This window comes from Streptomyces sp. NPDC058773 (genome assembly GCF_042746015.1).
Classification (GTDB): domain Bacteria; phylum Actinomycetota; class Actinomycetes; order Streptomycetales; family Streptomycetaceae; genus Streptomyces.
In genome coordinates this window covers 1-20,992 of the sequence record NZ_JBHYPE010000033.1, presented here as the reverse complement: position 1 = coordinate 20,992, position 20,992 = coordinate 1, and the positions used below count along the sequence as shown (strand labels likewise).

The window sequence follows — 20,992 nt, the reverse complement described above, 5'->3', positions numbered from 1 at the left end:
CTCGCGGTCGGTGGCCCGTGATCGGGTGGTCGTCAGCAGGGTGTCCCGTCCCGCCCGGCCGCGGCAAGCAGGGCACCCCGCCGGGCGCGGTGCACGGCACCCGCGCGCTCTTCCCTGAGAGGGATAACCCTGACGTGCCCCTACATCCCCAAGATGACCATGAACCCCCGCCGTAGCACTCGAGGCGTACGGCAGGACCCATACGCGGACGGATGAGTTGGCCCCCTCACCGCCCGTAGGTTGTTGATCAAGGCACCGAGTTGAATGAGAGGGCCACGGATCTATGTACGGCAAGGCATTCGCCCCGGAATATCAGGGCGAGTTGGGCGCGGCTCTGGGCGTGAACTCCTCCTACGAGGAGGTACTGGCGACGGCGAGCCGGGCGCACGCTGACGCAGGCACCCCGCTGGAGCGGTCCCGGGCCGCGCTCGCGGTCGCCGAGGCCAACCGCCGGCTCGGCCGGGTCGAGGCGGCAGGCGACGCCTGGCGGGACAGCTACCGCAGCGCCCGCACGGCTGGTGACGCGGGCGCCATGGCCTGGGCGCTGTGGAGCGGCGGCACCCTGGCCCGCCAGTGCGGGACCCTGCCGCTCGCCCGCCGGCTGCTCACTCATGCCGTCGCGCTGGGTGCTGACAGCGGTGACCGCCTCGCCCACGGCTACTCGCTCGCCGGCCTCGCCGAAACCGGCCGTATACAGGGCGACTACGCCGCGGTCGCCGAGCTGCACGAGCAGCTGCTCGAACAGGGCCGGGCACACGGTGAGGCCCGGCACATGGTCTGGGCGATGTCCGGCATAGCCCAGATGCACCGCAACACCGGCGGCTACGACAAGGCCCTGGAGCTGTTCGAGGAGTCCGCCCGGATCGCCGCCGACGCCGATGACTTCCGCGGCCGTGCCTGGTCGCTGCGCGGCGTCGCCGACGTCCTGTCCGTACAGGGCGAGACGGACCGGGCGCTGACGCTGCTGTCCGAGGCGGAGGCCATCTGCCGCGCCATGGACCTGGCGAGCGCCCTCGCCTACAACCACAAGATGCGCGCCAACGTCTTCTACCGGGCGGGCCGTTACGAGTCCGCGCGGGAGACCTACACCCTCTCGCTGGGGGAGTTCAGCGAGATGCAGGAGCCCCGCGGAATGGCCCTCTCCCGGCTCGGCCTCGCCAAGTCCCGCGCCCGCCTCGGCCGCGACCAGGACGAGACGCTGGCCGAACTCGACGCTCTGGAAAAGGACTTCAAGCGCATCGGGCTGCATCACGCGCGCGATATGGTCATCGCCTTCCGGGCAGAGCTGACCGCGCCACCGGCGGCAGAAACTCCCGCTCCTCGGTGCGATGCCACCACGCCCCGGTATCCCGCAGTTCCCGCCAGGTCGTGAAGCGGTAGCGGAAGACCCGGGCCCTGATCCGGGCCGGCGGCAGCTCGGGGAACGGATTGCCGCGCAGCAGCCGCAGGGTGTCCCGGTCGTTCTCCAGCAGCCGTGACACGAACGGCAGGAACCAGGCCCGTGCGTAGGCCGGCGACAGCGCGGCGAACCACATCAGCCAGTCCAGCCGCAGGTGATACGGAGCGAACTGGCGCGGCAGCCGGCGCACCTCGCCCGGCTTGCCGTGGAACTCGTAGGCGCGCCAGACGGTGTCCGGCCCGGTCACCGCGTCCGCCGTCCCCTCCACCACGATCTCCCGGCGCACCCGCGTGATACTGCCGAACGCGCCGTACGAGTTGACCAGATGGAGCGACTCGTACGACGTGTTCATCAGCTGCTGACGGGCCAGCAGATTGCGGGCCGGCCGGTAACTGAGCGCGAGGACCCCGGCGGTGGCGAGGAGGACCAGGACCTCGAACCAGACGGGCGGCGCCGGGAGCGGTGCGGAGGGCCCCGCCCACAGCGGGGCCGCGGCCGACGCGGCGAGCGCGATGGTCACCCAGTTCAGCCAGGCGAAGTTGCCGGACAGCACCAGCCACAGCTGGGTGACGATCATCGCGACCGCCGCCCACCCGGCGACCGGCTGCGGCGTGAACAGCAGTACCGGCACGGCGAGTTGGGCGACATGGTTGGCGGCCACCTCGACCCGGTGCAGAGGCCCCGGAAGACGGTGGAAGAACCAGCTCAGCGGCCCCGGCATCGGCTGGGTCTCGTGGTGGTAGTAGAGGCAGGTCAGATCCCGCCAGCAGCTGTCGCCGCGCATCTTGATCAGCCCGGCACCGAACTCCACCCGGAACAGCACCCAGCGCAGCAGCCACATGACGGTCACCGGGGGAGCGGTCCGGTCGTTGCCGAGGAACACCGCCAGCGAGCCCGCCTCCAGCAACAGCGATTCCCAGCCGAAGGCGTACCAGGTCTGCCCGACGTTCACGATGGACAGATACATCGCCCACAGCACGGCCCACAGCACCATCGACGCCCACAGCGGCACGGCGTCCGCGGCCCCCGCCGCCACGGCCGCGGCGAGCAGGGCCCCGCCCCACGACCACAGGGCGAAGAAGCGGTCCGAGTAGTGCCGGTGGAAGACCGAGGGCGCCGCGCGGAACGGCACCGTCGCCACGTACGCGGGCACCGGCAGCATGCCGCGCGCACCGATCAGTGCCCGGAACTGCCGCACCGCCGCGAGGAAGGCGACCAGATAGAGAACGGCCAGCATGCGCTGGAAGACCAGCCGCCCCAGCCAGTAACCGGAATCGGAGAACCAAGCCACCCGCCCATGGGTAGCACCGTGGCCGCGCGCGCTGCGACACGGCGCGCGGCCTCGGTGGCTGGATCCGCTCGCTCACTCTCCAGCGTAGGGAACCGGGCGAATGCAGCAACCGCGGGGCCGTTCGGGTGAGTGATGCGCATCACACATTCCGCCCCTCCCCCCGTCATTCACGGGCGGCGGTATTCGTACTTTCCGAGGACTTGACTTTCTCCCCGGAAAACGTCGAGCGCGCCGCGTGCGGCGTCGTTACTCTGAGGGGCGACGGACGACCTTTCTGGGAGACGCCAACACCATTGGCCCGTCGCGGGAACGCCACAAACCTTGGCTGACCTCCCGGTTTGTGAACAAGGCGCCACCGCGTCGGAACCAATACCTCGATGAAGGAGTGCGTGGTGGCATTGCACAAGGCTCAACACAAGCAGCCCCGTGTGAAGCGGGGCGAGCGGCCAGGCCGGATCAAGGAAGTCCGCAATCTGGAAGTCTGGGACCGATGTGCCCCGGTGCGCCTGGCCGGCTGTGACGACGACCCCGCCGAGCCGAATATCTTCCGCGGCATCGACTGATCGGCTGATCGCAGGTGTAGCCCGCCCTGCCTCCCGGCCCTGCCCCTGGGATATCTCCTCCGGGGTCAGGGCCGGCGCCCGAGCAGACACAACAGCCGGGTGAGATCATCGGCGTCCGCCGGGGGCTGTACCGCCGGGGCGAACAGCCCGGAGGCGGCGAGCCCCGGGGCGTACGGCTCCACCTCGCGCAGTGCCGCCGTCGCCAGCGGGCCGGGCGGCCGCTCCTCGGCGCCGATCGCCCGGGACAGGTCCCAGGTGTGCACCACCGCCGTCCCGCACCAGGCGGGGCACCCACAGCTGTTCGGCGGTGAGGTGGTTGACCAGGTCGCGCACCGACCAGTCCGTACGGTCGACGGTGGTTGCCACCGGCGGGCCGGAGAAGGAATCGTTGTCCCAGCTCCGGGCCGTCAGTCCGGTGCCGGTGCCGGCGGGCGCCGCGGCCGGTGGCGCGAGGGTGAGCCGGATGACGCTCGCGCGCGGATCGGTGGCCGGACCGGACGGTGTGAGGTCGAAGCCGTCCCCGGACCGGGCTACCCGCACCGGCTGGGAACTGCCCAGCACCCGGGCCGCGGTGATGCCGAACGGCGCCCTCGTGGTGAGGTGGAGCGCGGCGCCGGCGGCCGGCCAGGAGGTGACGGCTGCGTACAGCGCGTCGCCCCGGCGGGGTGTTGCGACGACCACTAGAACTCAAGGCCGGGGCGGGGGCGTCGCGGCGGCCACCGGGCCGACGGCCAGCAGCAGGGCGACCGGCAATCCCGCCAGTCCCAGCAGCCCGAATCGTCCTGTGCGGCTGTGCATCGCTCGCTCCTCGGGTCAGTTGGTCGCATACGTGCCTCCTGTGGCATCCCGCATGGTGCAGTCCCGGCACCCTCATCGGAAGGCCCGGGGGCGATAGACATCGGAGCACCATGGGGGAGTGGCGGAAGAGTTGGGGGATCTGATGAGCAGCGGGGCGGGAGACCTCGGATCTCAGCGGGGCTCCGGGATATGGCCGAGAAAGGGGAGTCGATGGCTGATGAGGGGCTGACGCAAAATCAGCGCCCTGGCGGGGCAGGCCGCTTGCCGGTTCAATGAGCCGTCCGGTCGCACTCTCTGGAGGCACCATGGAAGCCGTCGCCCGATCCGCCGCCGACGCCCCGGCCATCCGTTGCGCGGGCCATGAACGCGACTATCCGGCCTTCCTCGAACGTGCCGCACGGATCGCAACAGGCTTGCTGGAGTGGGGTGTTGAGCCAGGCGACCGGATCGCCGTGGTGATGCGCAACGAGCCCGCCCATCTGGAGATCACCGCCGGTGCCGCTCTCCTCGGGGCCTCGGCGGTACCCGTCAACTGGCACTTCCGGCAGCACGAGCTCCGGCATGTGCTCACCGACAGCGGCAGCAAGGTCGTCTTTGTGCACACCGACCTGCTTCCCGCGGTATCCGCCGTGCTGCCCGACGGCGTACGGATCGTCGAGGTGGCGCTCCCGGCCGGTGTCGCGGCCGCCTGTGGGACCGCCCTGCCGCCGCCCACCGGCGCACACCCCCTGCTCGACCCCTGGCTGGAAGGCTGCGCGCCGCTGCGGAAGCCCGCCGAGGAACGGCCGCCCACCATCATCTACAGCTCCGGAACCACCGGACAGCCCAAGGGAGTTCTGCGCGAACCCGTCGCCGCGGACCGGCTGGCGGAGGCCGTGCAGCGCTTCCTGGAGTACTTCGCCGTCGCCCCCGGGGGCCGTACGCTCATCCCCGCCCCGCTCTACCACGCCTCGCCCAGCCAGCACGCCGTCCTCGCGCTCGCGGCCGGTCTGGACATCACCCTGATGCCCCGCTTCGACGCCGAGGAGTTCCTCCGGCTGATCGCCCGGTACCGCATCGAGCAGGTCCAGGTCGTGCCCACGATGTTCGTCCGGCTGCTGCGGCTGCCCAAGGACGTCCGCGAGCGCTACGACCTGTCCTCGCTCACCTCGGTCGTGCACGCCGCGGCGCCCTGCCCGCCGCATATCAAACACGCCATGATCGACTGGCTGGGGCCGGTGCTGCGGGAGTACTACGGCGGCAGCGAGACCGGGGCCGTGACCTGGTGCGACAGCGCGGAGTGGCTGGCCCACCCCGGTACGGTCGGCCGGGCCGTCGGCACCTGCGGGGCCGCGGTCCTCGGCCCCGACGGGGAGCCGCTGCCGACCGGTGCTACCGGCGACATCTACCTCAAACCCGGTGATGACTGGCCCCGGTTCACCTACCTCGGCGATCCGGACAAGCGCGCCGCCATGGAAGCGCCGGGCCTGCCCGGATACGTCACCATCGGGGACATCGGCCACCTCGACGCCGACGGATTCCTCTACCTCAGCGACCGCCGCAACGACATGGTCATCTCCGGCGGCGTCAACATCTACCCCGCGGAGATCGAGGGCTGTCTGCTCGCCCTCGACGGGGTCCGGGACGTGGCGGTCTTCGGCATCCCCGACGAGGAGTTCGGCGAGGTCCTCGCCGTCCACCTGGAGACCGAACCCGGCGTGCTGCTCAGCGCCGAGACGGTGCGGGACCATGTCGGCGCGCGGCTCGCCGGGTACAAGGTCCCCCGGGCCGTGGTCTTCGAGGAGCGGCTGCCGCGCGATGAGTCGGGAAAGCTCTTCAAGCGGCTGCTGCGGGACCCCTACTGGGCGGAGCAAGAAGGCACGATCTGAACGGTGCACCCCGGGCGGACGCGATCTGGACGACGTGGCCCGCCCGGCCTCCGCGCCGAGGATCAGCAATTCCCTCCGTCCAGGAGGGGAATCAGCTGCTCCTCCTCGTAGACGAGATGGTCTTCCACCTCCTTTGTGAGGCGCTCGACTTCGGAGAGCACCCGTTGCAGGTCCGCGTCCTCGGTGGAAATGACCTCTTGCAGGGCGGCGAGAAGGACCGCGAGTTTCTCGTGCTCCTGCTCCATGCGCTCCAGGGCCGGGGCGAGTTCGGGATGATGCCGGCCGAGCATCGGAAACATTCCGGCGCTCTCACCGGTGTGGTGATTGTGCAGCCCCTGGCAGAGGGCCAGACAGTTCACCCGGAGCTGGGCACCGAGACCCGGGCCCGATGCGGCGATTTCCTGGCGTATCAGGGCGAGTTCCCGGCGGAATCCGTCGTGCACGGCCTTGAGCGCCGCCCCTGCCGAAGCGGCGCGGATATTCGGCGGCCCGGCCGGAATCTCCTCCAGGGCCACCACGGGCAGGACGCGCGTCGTCTTCGCCTGATATGCGGACCAGCCGGGATCTGCCTCGGCCGCGCGGGCGAAGGCGGCGTCGCGGGCGGCGCCCTCCAGGACCACGGCCTGCGCCTCGTAGGTGAAGACGCCCGCCTCGACGGTGACCCGGGGGTGAGCCACCAGGTTGTGGTACCAGGCCGGATGCCTCGGGGCGCCCGCGGCCGAGGCGATGACCAGGACGCGTCCGCCCTCGTCGGGAAGGTAGCCGAGCGGGGTGGTGTGCGGGGCGCCGGACCGCGCACCCGTAGTGGTCAGCAGAAGCAGCCGGCCGCCCTCGAAGGGGCCGCCGACACGTCCGCCGTTGGCACGGAACTCCTCGATGATCTGTCGGTTGAAATCGATCGGCATATTCGGTGTGTTCTCCAGGATGGGGAGTGCGGGTGAGCCCGCGGAAGAGAAGAGTGCGGGCAGGGTGAAGGGGCCACGGTGGAAAGGCAGGAGGCCGTGGCGGAAAACCGTCGCAACGCCGGATGGGAATGGCGGAAACCGACGGTGGAAAGGGAAAGGGGCGCGCGAGTACGCAGAAAGGCATGCGGAAGAAGCCGCGCGACAGGATGGAACCCGTGCATGCGCGGACCGAAGCCGCAAGCAGCAGTAGAAAGGAAGAACGCGCAACGCGCGAAACTGAAAGAGCGGAGGGGCGGGCCTCTTGGCGCCCGCCGGGCGGTCACGTGGTGACCGGGAACCTCACTCGCTCATGGCACATGGCCGACCCGGTAGTCACGATGCCAAAGGTAATGGCATAAAGCGGCGAAGGCAATGGCGAGTTGAGGTTCTCTCAGGAGTCGGGGTCGCCGTCGTCGGAGCACACCGTGGGCCCGTGGACGCCAAATGTCGGCAGCACCAGCGCGAGGCGCGTACGCCGCCCTCGTGTCGAAGTCGCCGAGTACGACCGTGCAGGGTCACAACTCCTGGTCACGCGGCAGCCCATTCACCTCCTCTTCCTGCGCCCCGCCCCGCCGTGTCTTACCCCGGAGGTAATCGCCCCGTCCCCCGACGCCTGGAACCGTGGAGGGCACCGCACCACCGACGCACCGGGAGGCAGCTCATGACCGCATACGCCCTCGCCCACCTCCGCCCCACCGCCCCGCACCCGGAGGTCTTCGAGTACATCGAGAAGATCCAGGCGACCCTGGACCCGTTCGGCGGCCGGTTCCTCGTCCACGGCGCCGAAGTGGAGGTCAAGGAGGGCAGCTGGCCCGGGGCCCTCGTGGTCATCGGCTTCCCCGACATGGACCGCGCCCGCGGCTGGTACGAGTCGCCCGCCTACGCGGAGATCCTGCCGCTGCGCACCCGGCACATCGACGGCGATCTGGTGCTGGTGCCTGGGGTGCCCGACGGCTACGACCCGGCCGTCACGGCGGCGAAGCTGCGGGCGGCGGCTGCCGGATGAGGTCCGGCCGGGTGCCCGCCGCATTGTCGTCCCCGCCCGTGACCGGCCGCGTGCTCCCCCGCTAAGGTCTCACCAACAGCGCAGGTGGAACCGCTTCCACAGGGTGCCGGGGGCCAGCCTCCCCGGGGGGAGGACACAGAGCGACATGAGCCGCCGTTCCCATGGGTTAATGGCCGTCTGGGCCGAGGCGCAGCGGCAGCAGCAGCGCCGGCTGGAAGCCCAGCGCCGCGCGCGAGCCCAGCAGCAGCGCGACCAGGAACGGCAGGCCCGGGACGCCGAACGCGCCATGGCGCGGATGCACCGCGAGCGACAGGCCGCCTACCGGCAGCAGCGCGAGGCCGACGCCCGCCGCCGCACCGAGGAACTGGACGGCCGGGTCGCCGCGCTGACCGGTCTGCTCGCCGAGGGCTGCCGCGCCCCCGCGTTCTCCCCGGACGCGCTGCTACGTCCCGAGCGCATCGCGGAGTTCGCGCCCGGCGCCCTCGCCACCCCGGTCCCGATGCCCGACCCGGCGCGCTACCAGGCGCCGCCGGGCGACTGGCAGGTCGGCGCCCGCCGTGACCGCGCCCGGAGCGAGGCCCGCGCCCGCTACGAGCAGGACCGGTATGCCGCGCAGGCCGCGGAGAGCCGGCGGCAGGCCCAACTCGCGGCCTACCGGCAGCAGTACGACCAGTGGGCCACCGGCACCCTGACCGAGATCCGGGCGCACAACACCGGCATGGCGGAGCTGCTGACGGGCCTGCGCGACGGCGACCCGGACGCGGCCGTCGAGTACTTCTCCGCCGCGCTGTACTCCTCCACCGCCTGGCCGGAGGGCTTTCCCCGGCAGCTCGCCGCCGCGTACGACCCGATGGCCCGCCAGCTCGTCCTGGACTGGGAGCTCCCGGGTTACGACATCGTGCCGGAGACCAAATCGGTCCGGTACATGCCCACCGCCGACCAGGAGAAGGAGACCGCCAGGCCGGCCGCGCAGCGCCGGGCGCTCTACCGCGATGTCCTGGCCCAGAGCGTGCTGCTGGTGCTGCGCGACCTCTTCGCCGCCGACACCTACGGCACGCTGGACTCGGTGGCCCTGAACGGGTTCGTGGACGACGTGGACCCGGTGACCGGCCGCCCGGCCCAGGTGTGTCTGGCGACCGTCATGGCGCCCCGCAGCGCCTTCGACACCTTCCACCTCGCGCAGGTCAGCGCGGTGGAGTGCCTCACCGAGGGACTGCGCGGCCAGCTCTCCGCACGCCCCGACCAGCGGACCGCGGTACGCCCCGGACGCCTGCCCGCCGATGTCGGGGGCGAGGTCGTCGCACACGGCGCCGACAGCGAACCGGATCTGTACGAGATGGACCCGATAGCGTTCGAGAACCTGATCGCCGAGCTGTTCCGCGCCATGGGCATGCAGGCCGTGACCACCCAGCGCTCCGGCGACGGCGGGGTCGACGTGGACGCGCTGGACCCGGACCCGATCCGCGGCGGCAAGATCGTGGTACAGGTCAAGCGCTACCGTCACACCGTCCCGCCGACCGCCGTCCGCGACCTCTACGGCACCGTCCAGGCCGAGGGCGCCAACAAGGGCGTGCTGGTGACCACCTCCCGCTTCGGCCCCGGCTCCCACACCTTCGCCAACGGCAAACCGCTCAGCCTGATCGCCGGCTCCGAACTCGTCGATCTGCTCGGCCGGTACGGGCTGCGCGGACGGCTCGGCACGGACGCTCCCGCCGGTACCGCGGCCGCCGATGCGGCGCCGGACCACAACATCCTCGGCATGAACTGGTCCGGCGAGGTCGCCCTCGACGTCTGCGCCCTGGTCTGCAAGGGCACCAGCGTCCTGGACGAGGACCACTTCGTCTTCTACAACAATCCGCGCACCCCGGACGGCTCGGTGCGGATGCTGCCCGGTTTCGCGCCCGACCGGGCCGCGATGCAGGTGCGGTTCGAGGCGCTGCCCCCGGACGCCGACCGGCTGATCCTGGTCGCGGCGATCGACCCCCAGGTCAACCCCGACGCCGATCTCTCCGGCTTCACCGACGCCCGCATCCGGCTGCTGGACGCGTCGGGGGAGGAGCTGGGGCAACTGGCGGTCTCCGAGGGCCGACGCGGCGAGACCGCGCTGGTGCTCGGCTCGTTCCGCCAGCGCACGGGCGGCGACTGGGACTTCGTGGCGGGCGGCAAGGGCTTCCCCGGAGGCCTGGAGGCGCTGGTGCAGGAGTACGGCATCGACGTCGCCTGACGGGCGGGGCGGAGCGGTCCGGCCCCCGAATGGCCCGCCCCGGCCGCCCGGGTCAGCTCTGCCACAGCCGGGCGGGAACGGCGTTCACCTCGTCCGGCCGGTCCTGGTGCGGCGGGTGGCCGGCGCCGGACACCGCACATGGCGGGCGCCGATCGCCCCGGCGAGGTACTCACCGCAGGCCATCAGCGCGGCGCCGGTGAACTACCCGCATGGCGGTCGCTGAGGGTCGTGGCGCTGGTCAAGGCTGGCCGCAGGGCCGACCGGCCCCGTGGCCAGGGTGTGCGCCGTGCTCCTGCCGCCGGACGGCAGCTCGGCCGGGGCGCGGAGGCCCTGTTCCGCGGCACCGGACCGTTCGGTCACCACGTGCACGCGACGGACGGAGCGCGCCCTGACGGGCCGGTTCCGGGAACGGTGAAGGAATGGTGCGGACAGCGGGGCGCCAGTGGGGCGCGATCCCGGCGAGGGTGCGGTGGGGCAGACAACTGCGGGCGGCCAGGAAGGCCGTCGCCAAGGAACGCGGCTGGCTCAAGAACGACCCCCAAGGCTGGCGCAACGCCCTGAGCAGGTCGCTGACCCGCCTCGGCGACCTGCTGGCGGAGAAGCTGGACCGGCCGGCTGAGGCGCTGCCGTTCATTCAGGAGGCGGTTGCCCTCCGTCGCGACGAGGCCGAGACCGCCGAGCACCCTTACTGCCGCATCGAGCTCGCCCAGTCCCTGAGCACCCTCGGCGAGCTGCACGCGGAGCTGGGCCGTCCGGCCGAGGGGCTGCCGTGCGCCGAGGAGGCCGTCGACCTCTGCCGCCCCCTGGCCGAAACCGATCTCGCTCGCTATCGCTCCGACCTCGCCGAGCGCCTGAGCACTCTCGGAGACCTGCTGGCGGCGCTGGACCGGCCGGCCGAGGCACAGGCCGCACGGGACGAAGCCACCTCTCTGGGGAAGGAACCCGAGGACCTCGTCGCCTTCTACCGTGACCGGGCCGAGGCCGGCCCCGACCGTTACCGCCCCGCCCTCGCGGCCTCCCTGTACTACCGCTACGACCAGCTGAAGCGGGCCGACCGGCCGGCCGAGGCGCTGCCGTTCGTGGAGGAGGCCGTAGCCCTCCGTCGTGGCCTGGTGGTGCCCGGCGCGGCCGGGCATCGCCGCATCGCCCTCGCCGAGTCCTTGCGTGCCCTCGGCGCGCTGCTGGGGCAGCTGGACCGGCCGGCCGAGGCGCTGCCGTTCGTGGAGGAAGCCGTTGCCCTCCGTCGTGTCCTGGTGGAGGCCGACGGGGCGTCTCGCCAACGCCTCGCCCTTGCCGTGACGCTGCGTCTCCTCGGCCGGCTGCTGGGGCAGCTGGACCGGCCGGCCGAGGCGCTGCCGTTCGCCCGGGAAGCCGTCGGCCTCTGGCGTGGCGTGGCGGAGTCCGAAACCGGCGACGTTCGCTACCAGGCCGGCCTCGCCATCTCGCTGCACACCCTCGGCGAGCTGCTGGTGCGGCTGGAGCGCCCGGCCGAGGCGCTGCCGTTCGCCCAGGAGGCCGTCGACCTGCACCGTGCCCGTATCACCCTCCTCGGCAACCGCAATCTCACCGGCGCCCTGCGCACCCTCGCCGAGGCGCTGGCGGCGCTGGACCGCCCGGCCGAGGCGCAGGCGGCACGGGACGAGGCAACGGCCCTCGCCGGGGAGACGGAGCAGGACAACCCATGAGCCGTCCGGCCGCCCGATGGCGGCAGTCGTGAGTCCGTACGGGGGAGAGCCGCGGACATCGGCGTCTCGGGGCATTTCCGGTCATGTCCCTGCTGTTATCTGTCGGGGATGAGCGCGTACACCCGGTATGCAGCCGTCGCCCTGCTCGCCGCCCTGGCCGTGGGCTGCACCCGTCCGCACCCCGTCCCACGGCCCGCCCCGCGGCCCTCCCCGGAGCCCACTCCGCGGGCCCATGCCGGCGCCCCCGTCACCCGGGCCGCCGGCCGGCAGCCCTTCACCCTGGTCGCCGCCGGGGACGTGCACCCCTCCGACCGCGAGGTACTCGCCACGGCCCGGCGGGACGCACCACACGACGGGTACGACTACCGGCCGACGCTCAAGGGCGTCCGGCCGGTCATCTCCGCCGCAGATCTGGCGCTGTGTCATCTGGAGGCCCCGCTCGGACCGCTGACCGGGCCGTTCACCGGCTACCCCGTCCTCCAGGCGCCCCCGCAGATCGCCACCGCGCTGAAGGCGACCGGCTACGACTCCTGTGCCACCGCCTCCCACCACGCCCTCGACCGCGGAATGCCGGGTGTGCAGCGCACCCTGGAGGCTCTGGACACCGTCGGGCTGCGCCATACCGGCTCCGCCCGGGACGCCGCCGAGCGTGCCCGTCCGGCGCTGCTGCGGGCCCCGGGCGGCGCACGGGTGGCCCACCTCGCGTACACCTACGGCACCGGGAGCGGGCGGCGTCCGGCGTACGCACCGTGGACGGTGAATCCGCTCGGCGCGAAGCGGATCATCAAGGATGCCCGGGCGGCCCGCCGGGCCGGGGCCGATGTCGTGGTCGTCAGCCCGTCCTGGGGCACGGAGTACCGAACGGCCCCCGACGCGCGGCAGCTCAGGCTGGCCCGGCTCCTCACCGCCTCCGAGACCGGCGGCCGGCCCGATATCGATCTGATCGTCGGCACCGGTGCGCACACCCCGCAGCCGTACGAGAAGGTCAACGGCACCTGGGTCGTCTACGGCCTCGGTGACCAGCTCTCCGGCGTCATGAAGAAGCCGAGCGGCAACTGGGGCAGCATCGCCCGCTTTTGGTTCGCGCCGCCGCAGCGCGCCGGTGAGCGCTGGCGGGTCACCGCGGCCGAGTACGTCCCGCAGCTCGTCGCGCAGGGTGCGCGGGTCCGCGTGCGCGATCTCACCCGGACCGGCGGGCACGACCGGATCCGCAGGGAGATCGGCAAGGCGGTGCTGAGCCGGGGCGCCGCGGCCGACGGGCTGACGACGGGGCGGTGATCCCACGGCTCCGGGAGGCCCTCGACGAGGCCCGGCCGTCCTCGCGTACGCCGCACTGCTTCAGCCGCCGGGGGAGGGGGAGGCAGCCGGCTCCCGGCCGGCCTCGTGCTGCTGGCGATCGGCTCCCGGCCCGCCGTCGAGAGGCGCCGCCACGGCCGTCGGCGCAGATACCTCCGAGGCGGTGACCGATCGGAGCCGGCGGTGCCCGATCATGGAGGGATGGCCGACTCGTACGTACGGGTGCGCGGCGCCCGTGAGCACAACCTCCGCACCATCGATGTGGACATCCCGAGGGACGCGCTGGTCGCGTTCACCGGGGTGTCCGGATCGGGCAAGTCCTCCCTCGCCTTCGGCACCCTCTACGCCGAGGCGCAGCGCCGCTACTTCGAGTCGGTGGCCCCCTACGCGCGACGGCTGATCCACCAGGTCGGCGCGCCCAAGGTCGAGGACATCACCGGACTGCCGCCCGCGGTCGCCCTGGAACAGCGGCGCTCCGCGCCCACCTCCCGCTCCTCCGTCGGCACCGTCACCACCCTCTCCAACACCCTGCGGATGCTCTTCTCCCGCGCCGGCGACTACCCGGAGGGCACGGCGGAACGGCTCGACTCCGATGCCTTCTCGCCCAACACGGCAGCCGGGGCCTGCCCGGAGTGCCACGGCCTGGGCACCGTCCACCGCGTCACGGAGCAGTCCCTCGTCCCCGACCCGGCGCTCTCCATCGGGGAAGGCGCCATCGCCGCCTGGCCCGGCGCCTGGCAGGGCAAGAACCTCCGCGACATCCTCGCGGCCCTCGGCCATGACATCGGCCGGCCGTGGCGTGAGCTGCCGCAGGCCGACCGGGACTGGATCCTGTTCACCGACGAACAGCCCGTCGTCACCGTCCACCCCGTACGCGACGTGGGCCGCATCCAACGCCCCTACAAGGGCCAGTACATGAGCGCCCGGCGCTATGTGCTGCACACCTTCGCCGACTCCAAGAGCGAGACACTGCGCAAGCGCGTCCAGGGGTTCATGGTCGCCGAGCCCTGCCCGGTGTGTGCCGGGCGCCGGCTGCGCCCCGAGGCCCTGGCCGTGACGTTCGAGGGCCAGGACATCGCCACCCTCGCCGGGATGCCGCTCGGCGCCCTCGCCGAGCTGCTGCGCCCCACCGCCGCACGGCCGGACGACGAGGCGGCCCCCACACTGGCCCGCGACCTGGTGGCACGCATCGAGGTGCTCACCGAACTCGGGCTGGGCTACCTCAGCATGGACCGGCCCTCGCCCACCCTGTCCGCCGGTGAACTCCAGCGGCTGCGGCTGGCCACCCAGCTGCGCTCCGGCCTCTTCGGCGTCGTCTACGTCCTGGACGAGCCGTCCGCCGGCCTGCACCCGGCCGATACGGAGTCCCTGCTCACCGTGCTCGGCCGGCTCAAGGAGGCGGGCAACACCCTGTTCGTCGTCGAGCACGACATGGACGTGGTGCGGCGCGCCGACTGGATCGTGGACATCGGCCCGCACGCCGGGGAGCACGGCGGACAGGTGCTGCACAGCGGGCCGGTCGCCGGGCTCGCGGACGCCACCGCCTCCGCCACCCGCCGCTTCCTCTTCGACACCGCACCGCCCGCCCCGCGCACGGTCCGCCGCCCCGCGGGCACGCTCACCCTGCGCGGCGTCACCCTGCACAACCTGCGCGGCCTGGACGCCACCTTCCCGCTCGGCGTCTTCACGGCCGTCACCGGCGTCTCGGGGTCGGGCAAATCGACACTGGTCACCCGGGTGCTCGCGGAGACCGTGCGGGAGCACCTCGGCGACGGAACGCCCGACGCCGGCGAGGACGCGGCCGAGGCCGGGCCGATGGCCCGCGCCCAACTCACCGGCGCCGAGGGCCTGTCGGCGATCGAGCGGCTGGTGCGCGTCGACCAGAAGCCCATCGGCCGGACCCCGCGCTCCAACCTCGCCACCTACACCGGCCTCTTCGACGCCGTACGCAAGGTCTTCGCCGCCACCGACGCGGCCCGCGCCCGTGGCTACACCGCCGGGCGCTTCTCCTTCAACGTCGCCGGCGGCCGCTGCGAGACCTGCCAGGGCGAGGGCTTCGTCGCCGTCGAACTGCTCTTCCTGCCCGGTACGTACGCGCCCTGCACCGCCTGCCACGGCGCCCGCTACAACCCCGGAACCCTGGAGATCACCTACCGGGACCGCACGGTCGCCGAGGTCCTCGCGATGACCGTGGACACGGCCGCGGACTTCCTCGCCGACATCCCGGCCGCCGCCCGCAGCCTGCGCACCCTGCAGGAGGTCGGCCTGGGCTATCTGCGGCTCGGCCAGCCCGCGACCGAGCTGTCCGGCGGCGAGGCCCAGCGCATCAAGCTCGCCACCGAACTCCAGCGGACCCGCCGCGGCCACACCTTCTACCTCCTCGACGAGCCCACCACCGGACTCCACCCCGCCGACACCGAGGTCCTGCTGCGCCAGCTGCACGGCCTGGTGGACGCCGGCCACACCGTGGTGGTCGTCGAGCACGACATGGGGGTGGTGGCCGGCGCCGACCACGTCATCGACCTCGGCCCCGGCGGCGGCGCGGACGGTGGCCGGATCGTGGCGGCGGGCACCCCGGCCGAGGTCGCGGCGGCACCGGGCAGCCGCACCGCGCCCTACCTGGCCCGGCGGAGGGCGCAGCCGGACGCCTCTTGACGGTCCGCTAATGTACGCAGGTCAGATCACCAGGTATCACCACCGCGCAGCACTGCGCAGCACCACGAAGGGGGCACCTCACATGGCAGACATCGAGAAGGCCAAGGCGGCGTTCAACCGGTTCGACGCGGACGGCGACGGCCAGGTCACCGCGGAGGAGTTCAAGCACGCGATGGCCGAGATGGGTGACCCTTATGTCACCGGCCCGGTCGCCGAGGCCGTCATCAAGGCCAAGGACACCGACCACGACGGCAAGATGTCCTTCGACGAGTTCTGGCAGGCCCTGCAGGCCTGACGCCTGCGCCGCCGTTCTCAGACCCCCTTCGCCTCCCGTTCGCCCGCGGCCGCGCGCAGCGCCGCCAGCCCGCGGGCGACCGGGGCACGGTGCTCGCTGCCCCGCCGTACGGCCGCCAGGAACCGCCGTACCGGGAGCGGCTCCCCGCGCAGCGGTACCCGCACGACCGGACACCGCTCCGGCACCGGCGCCAGCCTCGGCACCAGACAGATCCCGAAGCCGTGCGCGACCAGCGCGGCGACCGCATACCAGTCCACCGCGTGATGGCGCACCCGCGGGGTGAAGCCCGCCCCGGCACAGGCGGTCAGCAGCAGCTGATGCTGATCGGCCGGATCGCCGGCCCGGATCCAGCTCTCCCCGCCCGCCTCCGCCAGCGCCACCCCCTGCGCCGCCCGTCCGGCGAACCGGTGCCCGGCCGGCACCAGCAGGTCCTGCGGCTCCTCCAGCACCGGCTGCTGGGTGAAGCGCGCATCGTCCGGAGGAAAGCCGCCCGGCGCCGGAATCACCACGGCGATGTCCGCCCGGTCGGCCAGCAACAGCTCGAAGCGGTTCTCCCCCGGGTCCTCGCCGATCTCCACCTCCAGCCGCGGCAACTCCTCGCGCAGCCGTGCCGCCGCCGGTGCGATCACCCCGGCGATCGCCGTCGCCACGCCCGTGATCCGCAGCCGCCCGGCCACCCCGTCCGCGTACCCCGCGAGATCCGCCCGCGCCTCCTCCCAGCGCACGAACAGCGCGTCGGCGTGCTCGACCAGCGCCAGCGCCGCGGGCGTCAGCCGTATGTTCCGGCCCACTGGCTCCAGCAGTTCCAGCCCGATCCGGGCCGACAGCTGCCGCAGCTGCTGGGAGACCGTCGACGGGGTCAGATGGAGGGCCTCGGCGGTCGCGGTGACGGTGCCCCGCTGGTGGAGGACGCGGAGGGTCTGCAGCCGGGGATCGATCATGCGGGGAGCGTAGACGAACGGGCCGCGCCAACTGTGCGGAATTGTCACACGGTTGCCAGCGGAAACTTTCGATGGACCCTCACCATGCGCCCGCTCGAAGCTGGACGGCATGACCGAGATCCTCACCGACGCCTTTCTGCCGGGCCTGTGGGCGGGCTATGCGCTGGCCGTGCCCGTCGGCGCGCCGGCCGTGCTGCTGATGAGCCTGACGGCCCGGACCTCCTTCCGGGTCGGTGCCTCGGCGGCGCTCGGAGTGGCGACCGCCGACGGCCTCTACGCGCTCGCCGCGGTGGCCGGCGGCGCCGGCCTCTCCCGCGCGCTCGCCCCGGCCGTGGGCCCGCTGCGCGCGCTCGCCGCCGTCATCCTGCTCGGCATGGCGCTCCGGACCGCCGTACGGGCCCTGCGCCACCGAGGCAACGAGGAAGGCCCGGAACGGGACGTCCTGGGACGCCCCGGCCGGGCCTGTCTCGCCTTCCTGGGGCTGACGTTGGTCAACCCCTGGGCGGTCCTCTACTTCTCCGCGCTGGTAGTGGCCGGGGGCGTGGGAACCCCGGGCCCCGGTGCCGCCGGCCCCGCCGCCTTCGTGGCCGCCGTGGCCCTCGCCTCCGTGAGCTGGCAGTTGTTCCTGGCCGCGGGCGGGGCCGTCCTCGGCAGGGCGCTGACCGGCGCACGGGGGCGGGCCGTCACCGCGCTGCTCTCCGCCGTGGTGCTCTCAGCGATGGCGGTCGGACTGCTGCTGCGCGGCTGAGGCGGTGCCCACCGGGGGCGGTGCGGCGTGGTCGCCCGTGCCCCAGCCGGACGGTTTCGGGCCCACGGTGAACGCCAGTTCATGACCCGAGCGCAGATCGCCGGTGGTGAGGTAGGTCCGGTCGTGGCCGGTGCCGTCCAGACGGACCGACTGCACATAGCGGTGGGTGGTGGAGGTGGGGGCGCAGGTGGTCGCCATGATGCGGGTGATGCGGACACGCCTAGGAGCCACGCCGGGCGTCCCTCGGCCAGATGACATCCACCGGCACGCCGGCGCTGCGCGCTTGCTCGACTGTGTCCGCCGTTCCCCCGCCCTTCCCCGATGGCGGCACGCCATCCCAGACGGCAACGAGCCGATCGGCGCGCTTCAGCAGCTCACCATTCGCTGCCTCATACGCCTCACGGTTCGCAGTGTCGTAGGGCATCGTTACCACCTCGGCCGCAGCCGAGAGGCGGTCGAATGCAGGAGCGTGATCGGGCTTGACCTTGGCCTGCCGGTAGTCCCGCGAGGGCAGGATGACGACCAGTCGGCCGCCGGCCTCAACCACAGCTTCGGCAAACAGTGTGTCCGAGCCACGCGCGAGGCAGGTGACGCCGACCAAATCGCCCTGGTGGTCGCGTAGCAGGTCTCTGAGTTCTTCCTGCACGAGCGGCACGGTGCTTTCCGCGAGGTCCATGTGGCCAGTCACGGCGATGGTGGTCATTCCCTCGAGTCTCCCTACCTTGCCAGCAGATCGCGGATCTTGTCCCGGGCCTCACGCACTGGCCCGGGTACGTCCCTGCCGACCGTATAGGGGTAGAGATGCGCGAGCTGCTGCCGGACCCTCCCCGACTGGGTGCGCGCAGCAGCGCTCACTGCACGGTGCGTGGTCTCCGCGGCGCCGGTGACGTCACCCAGCAGAAAGCTGCACTCGGCCAACCCGATCCAGTCGAGGGCGTGACTCCTGCTGGCGTCCGGTCCGCGTTGGGCGAGCGCCGCCCGGATCTCCTGCGATGCGGCCGCGGCGTGCTCGTGAGGATCGGTGCGGGCAAGGTCCAGGAACCGTCCGCCGGTCACGCCGGCCAATTCGGCGGTGTCGAAGTAGTGGATCCAGTAGGGCTCTTCGACTCCGGCTGCTGACGACAGGGCGTCTTCGGCGTGCCTGGTCGCCCGATGGAAGGCGGCAGGTCGCCCCATCGCCGCGTAGGCCCACGCCTCCCGGGTGTGGAGCATCGCGCGCAGTCGCGGTCCTGCTGAGGTGCGGACGCCGTCTTGGGCGAGTCGGACCAGTTCGAGGGCGTCTTGTGGATGGTTGACGTACAGCATCTGCCGAGCCATGCCGGCCAACACGTTGGCTCCGAAGTGGGTGTCGCCGGCTGCGTGCGCGGCTCGGAGCGCCACGCGGTAGTAGTCCTGCGCCCGCCGCTGTTGTCCGGCATCCCATGCCATGGTGGCGGCGCTGCCGGCGAGTTGTGCCATCACCCCGTGGAGGCGGCGCTCGATGGGGTCCCGTTGGTGCTCATCCAGCGCGGCGGCCACCTCGCTCAGTTGCCCGAGGATCGCCTTCCTCCGGAGCCCTCCGCCGTATTGGTGGTCCCATGTGCGGAATGCGCGCGTGGTGGCTTCCAGTGCGTCGAGGTCCCGTTCGCCCAGGCGCCCGCGGCGTCGCGGCTTGCGGTCAGCGCCGGCCGGCTGAAGCCATCCTTCGAGCGTGTCGAGCAGCGCGGTGCCGGTGACGGCGGCGGCGGACAGGGCGCGCGTGGCTGCGCGGCGGTTGATCACGAGATCACTCCTCGTCAGGTGGTCGGCGAGGCCGACAGTGGCGTCAGGACGCCACGGCACCTCCTCGGAGGGTGGGCGTTCCTCGGTGGGAGTGGGTGGGTGTGAGGTCTGGTTCTCCCATGGGCGAGGTGCGAGGCCGAGCAGGGTGCCGGGGATCCCGAGGCCGTCGGCGATGCGGCGGATTACGGTGATGGAGGTGATGTGGTGTCGCCCCGAGATGATGTTGGACACCTTGCCGGGGGTGAGGTCACACGCCGTTGCGATCTTGTTCTGACTGAGGCCGGCCCACTTTTTGATCAGCGCGAATGCGGCTGCGAAATCGTGCTCGTCCAGCGCGCGGCGTAGGTCATCACGCTCTAACACGTCGGGGCCGAGCGGGCTTACGGGGGTGTCCATAGGGCCCTCTTTCAGAGCGATCCCAGGCACGATCGATCATCGCGCCGCACCGACAACGAGTCTATTGCCGTCTCGGTAACCCTTGTTGGTCATTCCCACTCCGTCGCGGTGAGAGCACGCTCGGTGCATCGCCGTCAGAACGGAGCAGGGAATGAACCGGCCGGATGCCACGCTCGACGTACCGATTGCCCCCGACACAGTCGGCGAGACGATCCGCCGCGCGCTACAGCTCGGCACCGGACGACCCGACCTCCGCGAACTATCTGCCATGCACTGCGCCCTGCGGGCGCACATCAGCCATCTCCTGCCCGCAGCCCGAACGTCAGCCGCTCGGCTCCCGCAGGGAGCGGTCACGGCTCACGAACTGAAAGCCCGGCTGGACGGGATCGAGCAGCGCGCCGGCCAGCAACTTCAGCCCAACACCTTTGACGCGCACGTTCAGATCGGCCACCTTGCCCGGGACTGCCAGTACCTCCTCGCCCGGCACACCGCGGCGGCCCGGCCGTGAGCGGCGCCCCCGCCCCGGTGGTGTTCGTCTACGACCGGTGCGCAAGCCGCTCGTACCGGCATCTGGAGATGCGGATGATCGGCTGTGAAAGCTACATCGACCGCATCGGCTGGAGCATGGCCGGCCGCTGGATCGATCTCGGCGGAGACGCCTTGACCGACCGGCGCCCGAGGCTGGACGCGCTGCTGGACGCCATGCGGGAAGCGGCGGTTCAACGGGAGGTGCTGTGCCTGGTGCACAACTGGGGCCGCCTCGCAGCCGACGACGCGCTCCGGATGTCCCTGCGGAAGCGCGTCGTTGAGGCCGGCGGCTGGACGCAGACCACGTTCGGTGAGTCGGACCGGCACGGTCGCACACTACTGGTGGGGAGCCGGCCATGAGTGGTCGCCGGCGTCGCATCCTCATCCTTTGACACCGGCGGCCCGCCGCACACCCCAGACCCCCGTCCCGGCCGGGTAACCCTGGCCGGACCGCTCCGGCCGGGACGGTTTCGGGCCTCCACAGCGAGGCATCGCACCTCACCTAAGGAGTCTCAATGATGAAATCAAGCCGCTTGCGTGACCGGCGGGGCGGAGGTGAAGATCCGTCCGTCACGCAAGAGTGCCCACAGCACG

At 72.1% G+C, this 20,992-nt stretch carries 18 protein-coding genes and 1 pseudogene; 12 read left to right on the top strand and 7 right to left on the bottom strand.

Annotation, left to right across the window (positions count from 1 at the left end; genetic code table 11):
* Positions 1 to 283 precede the first annotated feature (283 nt).
* A complete protein-coding gene (locus ACFW5B_RS25325; RefSeq protein WP_386443829.1) occupies positions 284 to 1,372 on the top strand; it encodes a tetratricopeptide repeat protein in 1,089 nt (362 codons plus the stop codon).
* Here the strand turns inward: ACFW5B_RS25325 and ACFW5B_RS25320 are convergent.
* Positions 1,266 to 2,690 carry a lipase maturation factor family protein gene (locus tag ACFW5B_RS25320; protein WP_386443826.1) on the bottom strand — a complete coding sequence of 475 codons (1,425 nt, stop codon included), beginning with the start codon at positions 2,688 to 2,690 and terminating at the stop codon, positions 1,266 to 1,268. The two genes, ACFW5B_RS25325 and ACFW5B_RS25320, sit on opposite strands and share 107 nt — an antisense overlap.
* A 392-nt stretch (positions 2,691 to 3,082) precedes the next feature.
* Between ACFW5B_RS25320 and ACFW5B_RS25315 the strand changes: the two genes are divergently transcribed.
* Complete coding sequence (locus ACFW5B_RS25315; protein ID WP_386443823.1) at positions 3,083 to 3,253, top strand: hypothetical protein; 171 nt, start codon at positions 3,083 to 3,085, stop codon at positions 3,251 to 3,253.
* Between the two features lie 65 nt (positions 3,254 to 3,318).
* On the opposite strand, the pseudogene ACFW5B_RS25310 reads toward ACFW5B_RS25315, so the two are convergent.
* Positions 3,319 to 3,718 (bottom strand): annotated as a pseudogene (locus ACFW5B_RS25310) (hypothetical protein).
* Positions 3,719 to 4,356: 638 nt separating this feature from the next.
* Between ACFW5B_RS25310 and ACFW5B_RS25305 the strand changes: the two are divergent.
* Positions 4,357 to 5,919: an AMP-binding protein gene (locus tag ACFW5B_RS25305; RefSeq protein ID WP_386443820.1), complete on the top strand. Its 1,563-nt coding sequence runs from the start codon at positions 4,357 to 4,359 to the stop codon at positions 5,917 to 5,919.
* A gap of 62 nt (positions 5,920 to 5,981) precedes the next feature.
* On the opposite strand, the gene ACFW5B_RS25300 is transcribed toward ACFW5B_RS25305, so the two are convergent.
* Positions 5,982 to 6,824 (bottom strand): nitroreductase/quinone reductase family protein, encoded by an 843-nt coding sequence (locus ACFW5B_RS25300; protein WP_386443817.1) that lies wholly within the window; start codon positions 6,822 to 6,824, stop codon positions 5,982 to 5,984.
* A 700-nt stretch (positions 6,825 to 7,524) separates the two neighbouring features.
* Between ACFW5B_RS25300 and ACFW5B_RS25295 the strand changes: the two genes are divergently transcribed.
* From ACFW5B_RS25295 to ACFW5B_RS25270, 6 genes are all read left to right on the top strand, one after another.
* On the top strand, positions 7,525 to 7,869 hold the full coding sequence (locus ACFW5B_RS25295) for a DUF1330 domain-containing protein (protein ID WP_386443814.1): 345 nt from the start codon (positions 7,525 to 7,527) through the stop codon (positions 7,867 to 7,869).
* A 169-nt stretch (positions 7,870 to 8,038) separates the two neighbouring features.
* Positions 8,039 to 10,093, top strand: a complete 2,055-nt coding sequence (locus ACFW5B_RS25290) for a restriction endonuclease (RefSeq protein ID WP_386443812.1) — start codon at positions 8,039 to 8,041, stop codon at positions 10,091 to 10,093.
* Between the two features lie 419 nt (positions 10,094 to 10,512).
* Positions 10,513 to 11,778, top strand: coding sequence for a tetratricopeptide repeat protein (locus ACFW5B_RS25285; protein WP_386443809.1), 1,266 nt, complete (start codon positions 10,513 to 10,515; stop codon positions 11,776 to 11,778).
* A gap of 108 nt (positions 11,779 to 11,886) precedes the next feature.
* Positions 11,887 to 13,056 (top strand): CapA family protein, encoded by a 1,170-nt coding sequence (locus ACFW5B_RS25280; RefSeq protein ID WP_386443806.1) that lies wholly within the window; start codon positions 11,887 to 11,889, stop codon positions 13,054 to 13,056.
* A 219-nt stretch (positions 13,057 to 13,275) separates the two neighbouring features.
* Entirely contained in the window at positions 13,276 to 15,729 is a 2,454-nt protein-coding gene (uvrA, locus tag ACFW5B_RS25275; protein WP_386443803.1) for an excinuclease ABC subunit UvrA, read from the top strand.
* Between the two features lie 82 nt (positions 15,730 to 15,811).
* Positions 15,812 to 16,024: an EF-hand domain-containing protein gene (locus ACFW5B_RS25270; protein WP_386443800.1), complete on the top strand. Its 213-nt coding sequence runs from the start codon at positions 15,812 to 15,814 to the stop codon at positions 16,022 to 16,024.
* 17 nt (positions 16,025 to 16,041) lie between these two features.
* On the opposite strand, the gene ACFW5B_RS25265 is transcribed toward ACFW5B_RS25270, so the two are convergent.
* Positions 16,042 to 16,965, bottom strand: coding sequence for a LysR family transcriptional regulator (locus tag ACFW5B_RS25265; RefSeq protein WP_386443797.1), 924 nt, complete (start codon positions 16,963 to 16,965; stop codon positions 16,042 to 16,044).
* A 109-nt stretch (positions 16,966 to 17,074) separates the two neighbouring features.
* Here ACFW5B_RS25265 and ACFW5B_RS25260 point away from each other — a divergent pair, with 109 nt between their 5' ends.
* Positions 17,075 to 17,713, top strand: a complete 639-nt coding sequence (locus tag ACFW5B_RS25260) for a LysE family transporter (protein ID WP_386443794.1) — start codon at positions 17,075 to 17,077, stop codon at positions 17,711 to 17,713.
* On the opposite strand, the gene ACFW5B_RS25255 is transcribed toward ACFW5B_RS25260, so the two are convergent.
* From ACFW5B_RS25255 to ACFW5B_RS25245, 3 genes are read right to left on the bottom strand one after another with little or no spacing between them, the layout of a single operon-like run.
* Positions 17,678 to 17,944, bottom strand: coding sequence for a hypothetical protein (locus ACFW5B_RS25255; protein WP_386443791.1), 267 nt, complete (start codon positions 17,942 to 17,944; stop codon positions 17,678 to 17,680). The two genes, ACFW5B_RS25260 and ACFW5B_RS25255, sit on opposite strands and share 36 nt — an antisense overlap.
* Entirely contained in the window at positions 17,934 to 18,416 is a 483-nt protein-coding gene (locus ACFW5B_RS25250) for a hypothetical protein (protein ID WP_386443788.1), read from the bottom strand. Before ACFW5B_RS25250 ends, ACFW5B_RS25255 begins: the two co-directional genes overlap by 11 nt.
* A 14-nt stretch (positions 18,417 to 18,430) precedes the next feature.
* On the bottom strand, positions 18,431 to 19,870 hold the full coding sequence (locus ACFW5B_RS25245) for a helix-turn-helix domain-containing protein (protein ID WP_386443785.1): 1,440 nt from the start codon (positions 19,868 to 19,870) through the stop codon (positions 18,431 to 18,433).
* 151 nt (positions 19,871 to 20,021) lie between these two features.
* On the opposite strand from ACFW5B_RS25245, the gene ACFW5B_RS25240 reads away from it, so the two are divergent.
* Entirely contained in the window at positions 20,022 to 20,378 is a 357-nt protein-coding gene (locus tag ACFW5B_RS25240) for a DUF6415 family natural product biosynthesis protein (protein ID WP_386443782.1), read from the top strand.
* Complete coding sequence (locus tag ACFW5B_RS25235) at positions 20,375 to 20,758, top strand: hypothetical protein (RefSeq protein WP_386443779.1); 384 nt, start codon at positions 20,375 to 20,377, stop codon at positions 20,756 to 20,758. The genes ACFW5B_RS25240 and ACFW5B_RS25235 overlap by 4 nt, the downstream gene beginning before the upstream one ends.
* The last annotated feature ends 234 nt before the right edge of the window (positions 20,759 to 20,992 follow it).

Bases quoted from the DNA above. Each gene is read 5' to 3' on its own strand.
- ACFW5B_RS25250 (WP_386443788.1), bottom strand. From the start codon at position 18,416: ATGACCACCATCGCCGTGACTGGCCACATGGACCTCGCGGAAAGCACC.
- ACFW5B_RS25265 (WP_386443797.1), bottom strand. From the start codon at position 16,965: ATGATCGATCCCCGGCTGCAGACCCTCCGCGTCCTCCACCAGCGGGGC.
- ACFW5B_RS25300 (WP_386443817.1), bottom strand. From the start codon at position 6,824: ATGCCGATCGATTTCAACCGACAGATCATCGAGGAGTTCCGTGCCAAC.
- ACFW5B_RS25245 (WP_386443785.1), bottom strand. From the start codon at position 19,870: ATGGACACCCCCGTAAGCCCGCTCGGCCCCGACGTGTTAGAGCGTGAT.
- uvrA (WP_386443803.1), top strand. From the start codon at position 13,276: ATGGCCGACTCGTACGTACGGGTGCGCGGCGCCCGTGAGCACAACCTC.
- ACFW5B_RS25260 (WP_386443794.1), top strand. From the start codon at position 17,075: ATGACCGAGATCCTCACCGACGCCTTTCTGCCGGGCCTGTGGGCGGGC.
- ACFW5B_RS25285 (WP_386443809.1), top strand. From the start codon at position 10,513: ATGGTGCGGACAGCGGGGCGCCAGTGGGGCGCGATCCCGGCGAGGGTG.
- ACFW5B_RS25270 (WP_386443800.1), top strand. From the start codon at position 15,812: ATGGCAGACATCGAGAAGGCCAAGGCGGCGTTCAACCGGTTCGACGCG.
- ACFW5B_RS25305 (WP_386443820.1), top strand. From the start codon at position 4,357: ATGGAAGCCGTCGCCCGATCCGCCGCCGACGCCCCGGCCATCCGTTGC.
- ACFW5B_RS25295 (WP_386443814.1), top strand. From the start codon at position 7,525: ATGACCGCATACGCCCTCGCCCACCTCCGCCCCACCGCCCCGCACCCG.
- ACFW5B_RS25325 (WP_386443829.1), top strand. From the start codon at position 284: ATGTACGGCAAGGCATTCGCCCCGGAATATCAGGGCGAGTTGGGCGCG.
- ACFW5B_RS25290 (WP_386443812.1), top strand. From the start codon at position 8,039: ATGGCCGTCTGGGCCGAGGCGCAGCGGCAGCAGCAGCGCCGGCTGGAA.
- ACFW5B_RS25240 (WP_386443782.1), top strand. From the start codon at position 20,022: ATGAACCGGCCGGATGCCACGCTCGACGTACCGATTGCCCCCGACACA.
- ACFW5B_RS25280 (WP_386443806.1), top strand. From the start codon at position 11,887: ATGAGCGCGTACACCCGGTATGCAGCCGTCGCCCTGCTCGCCGCCCTG.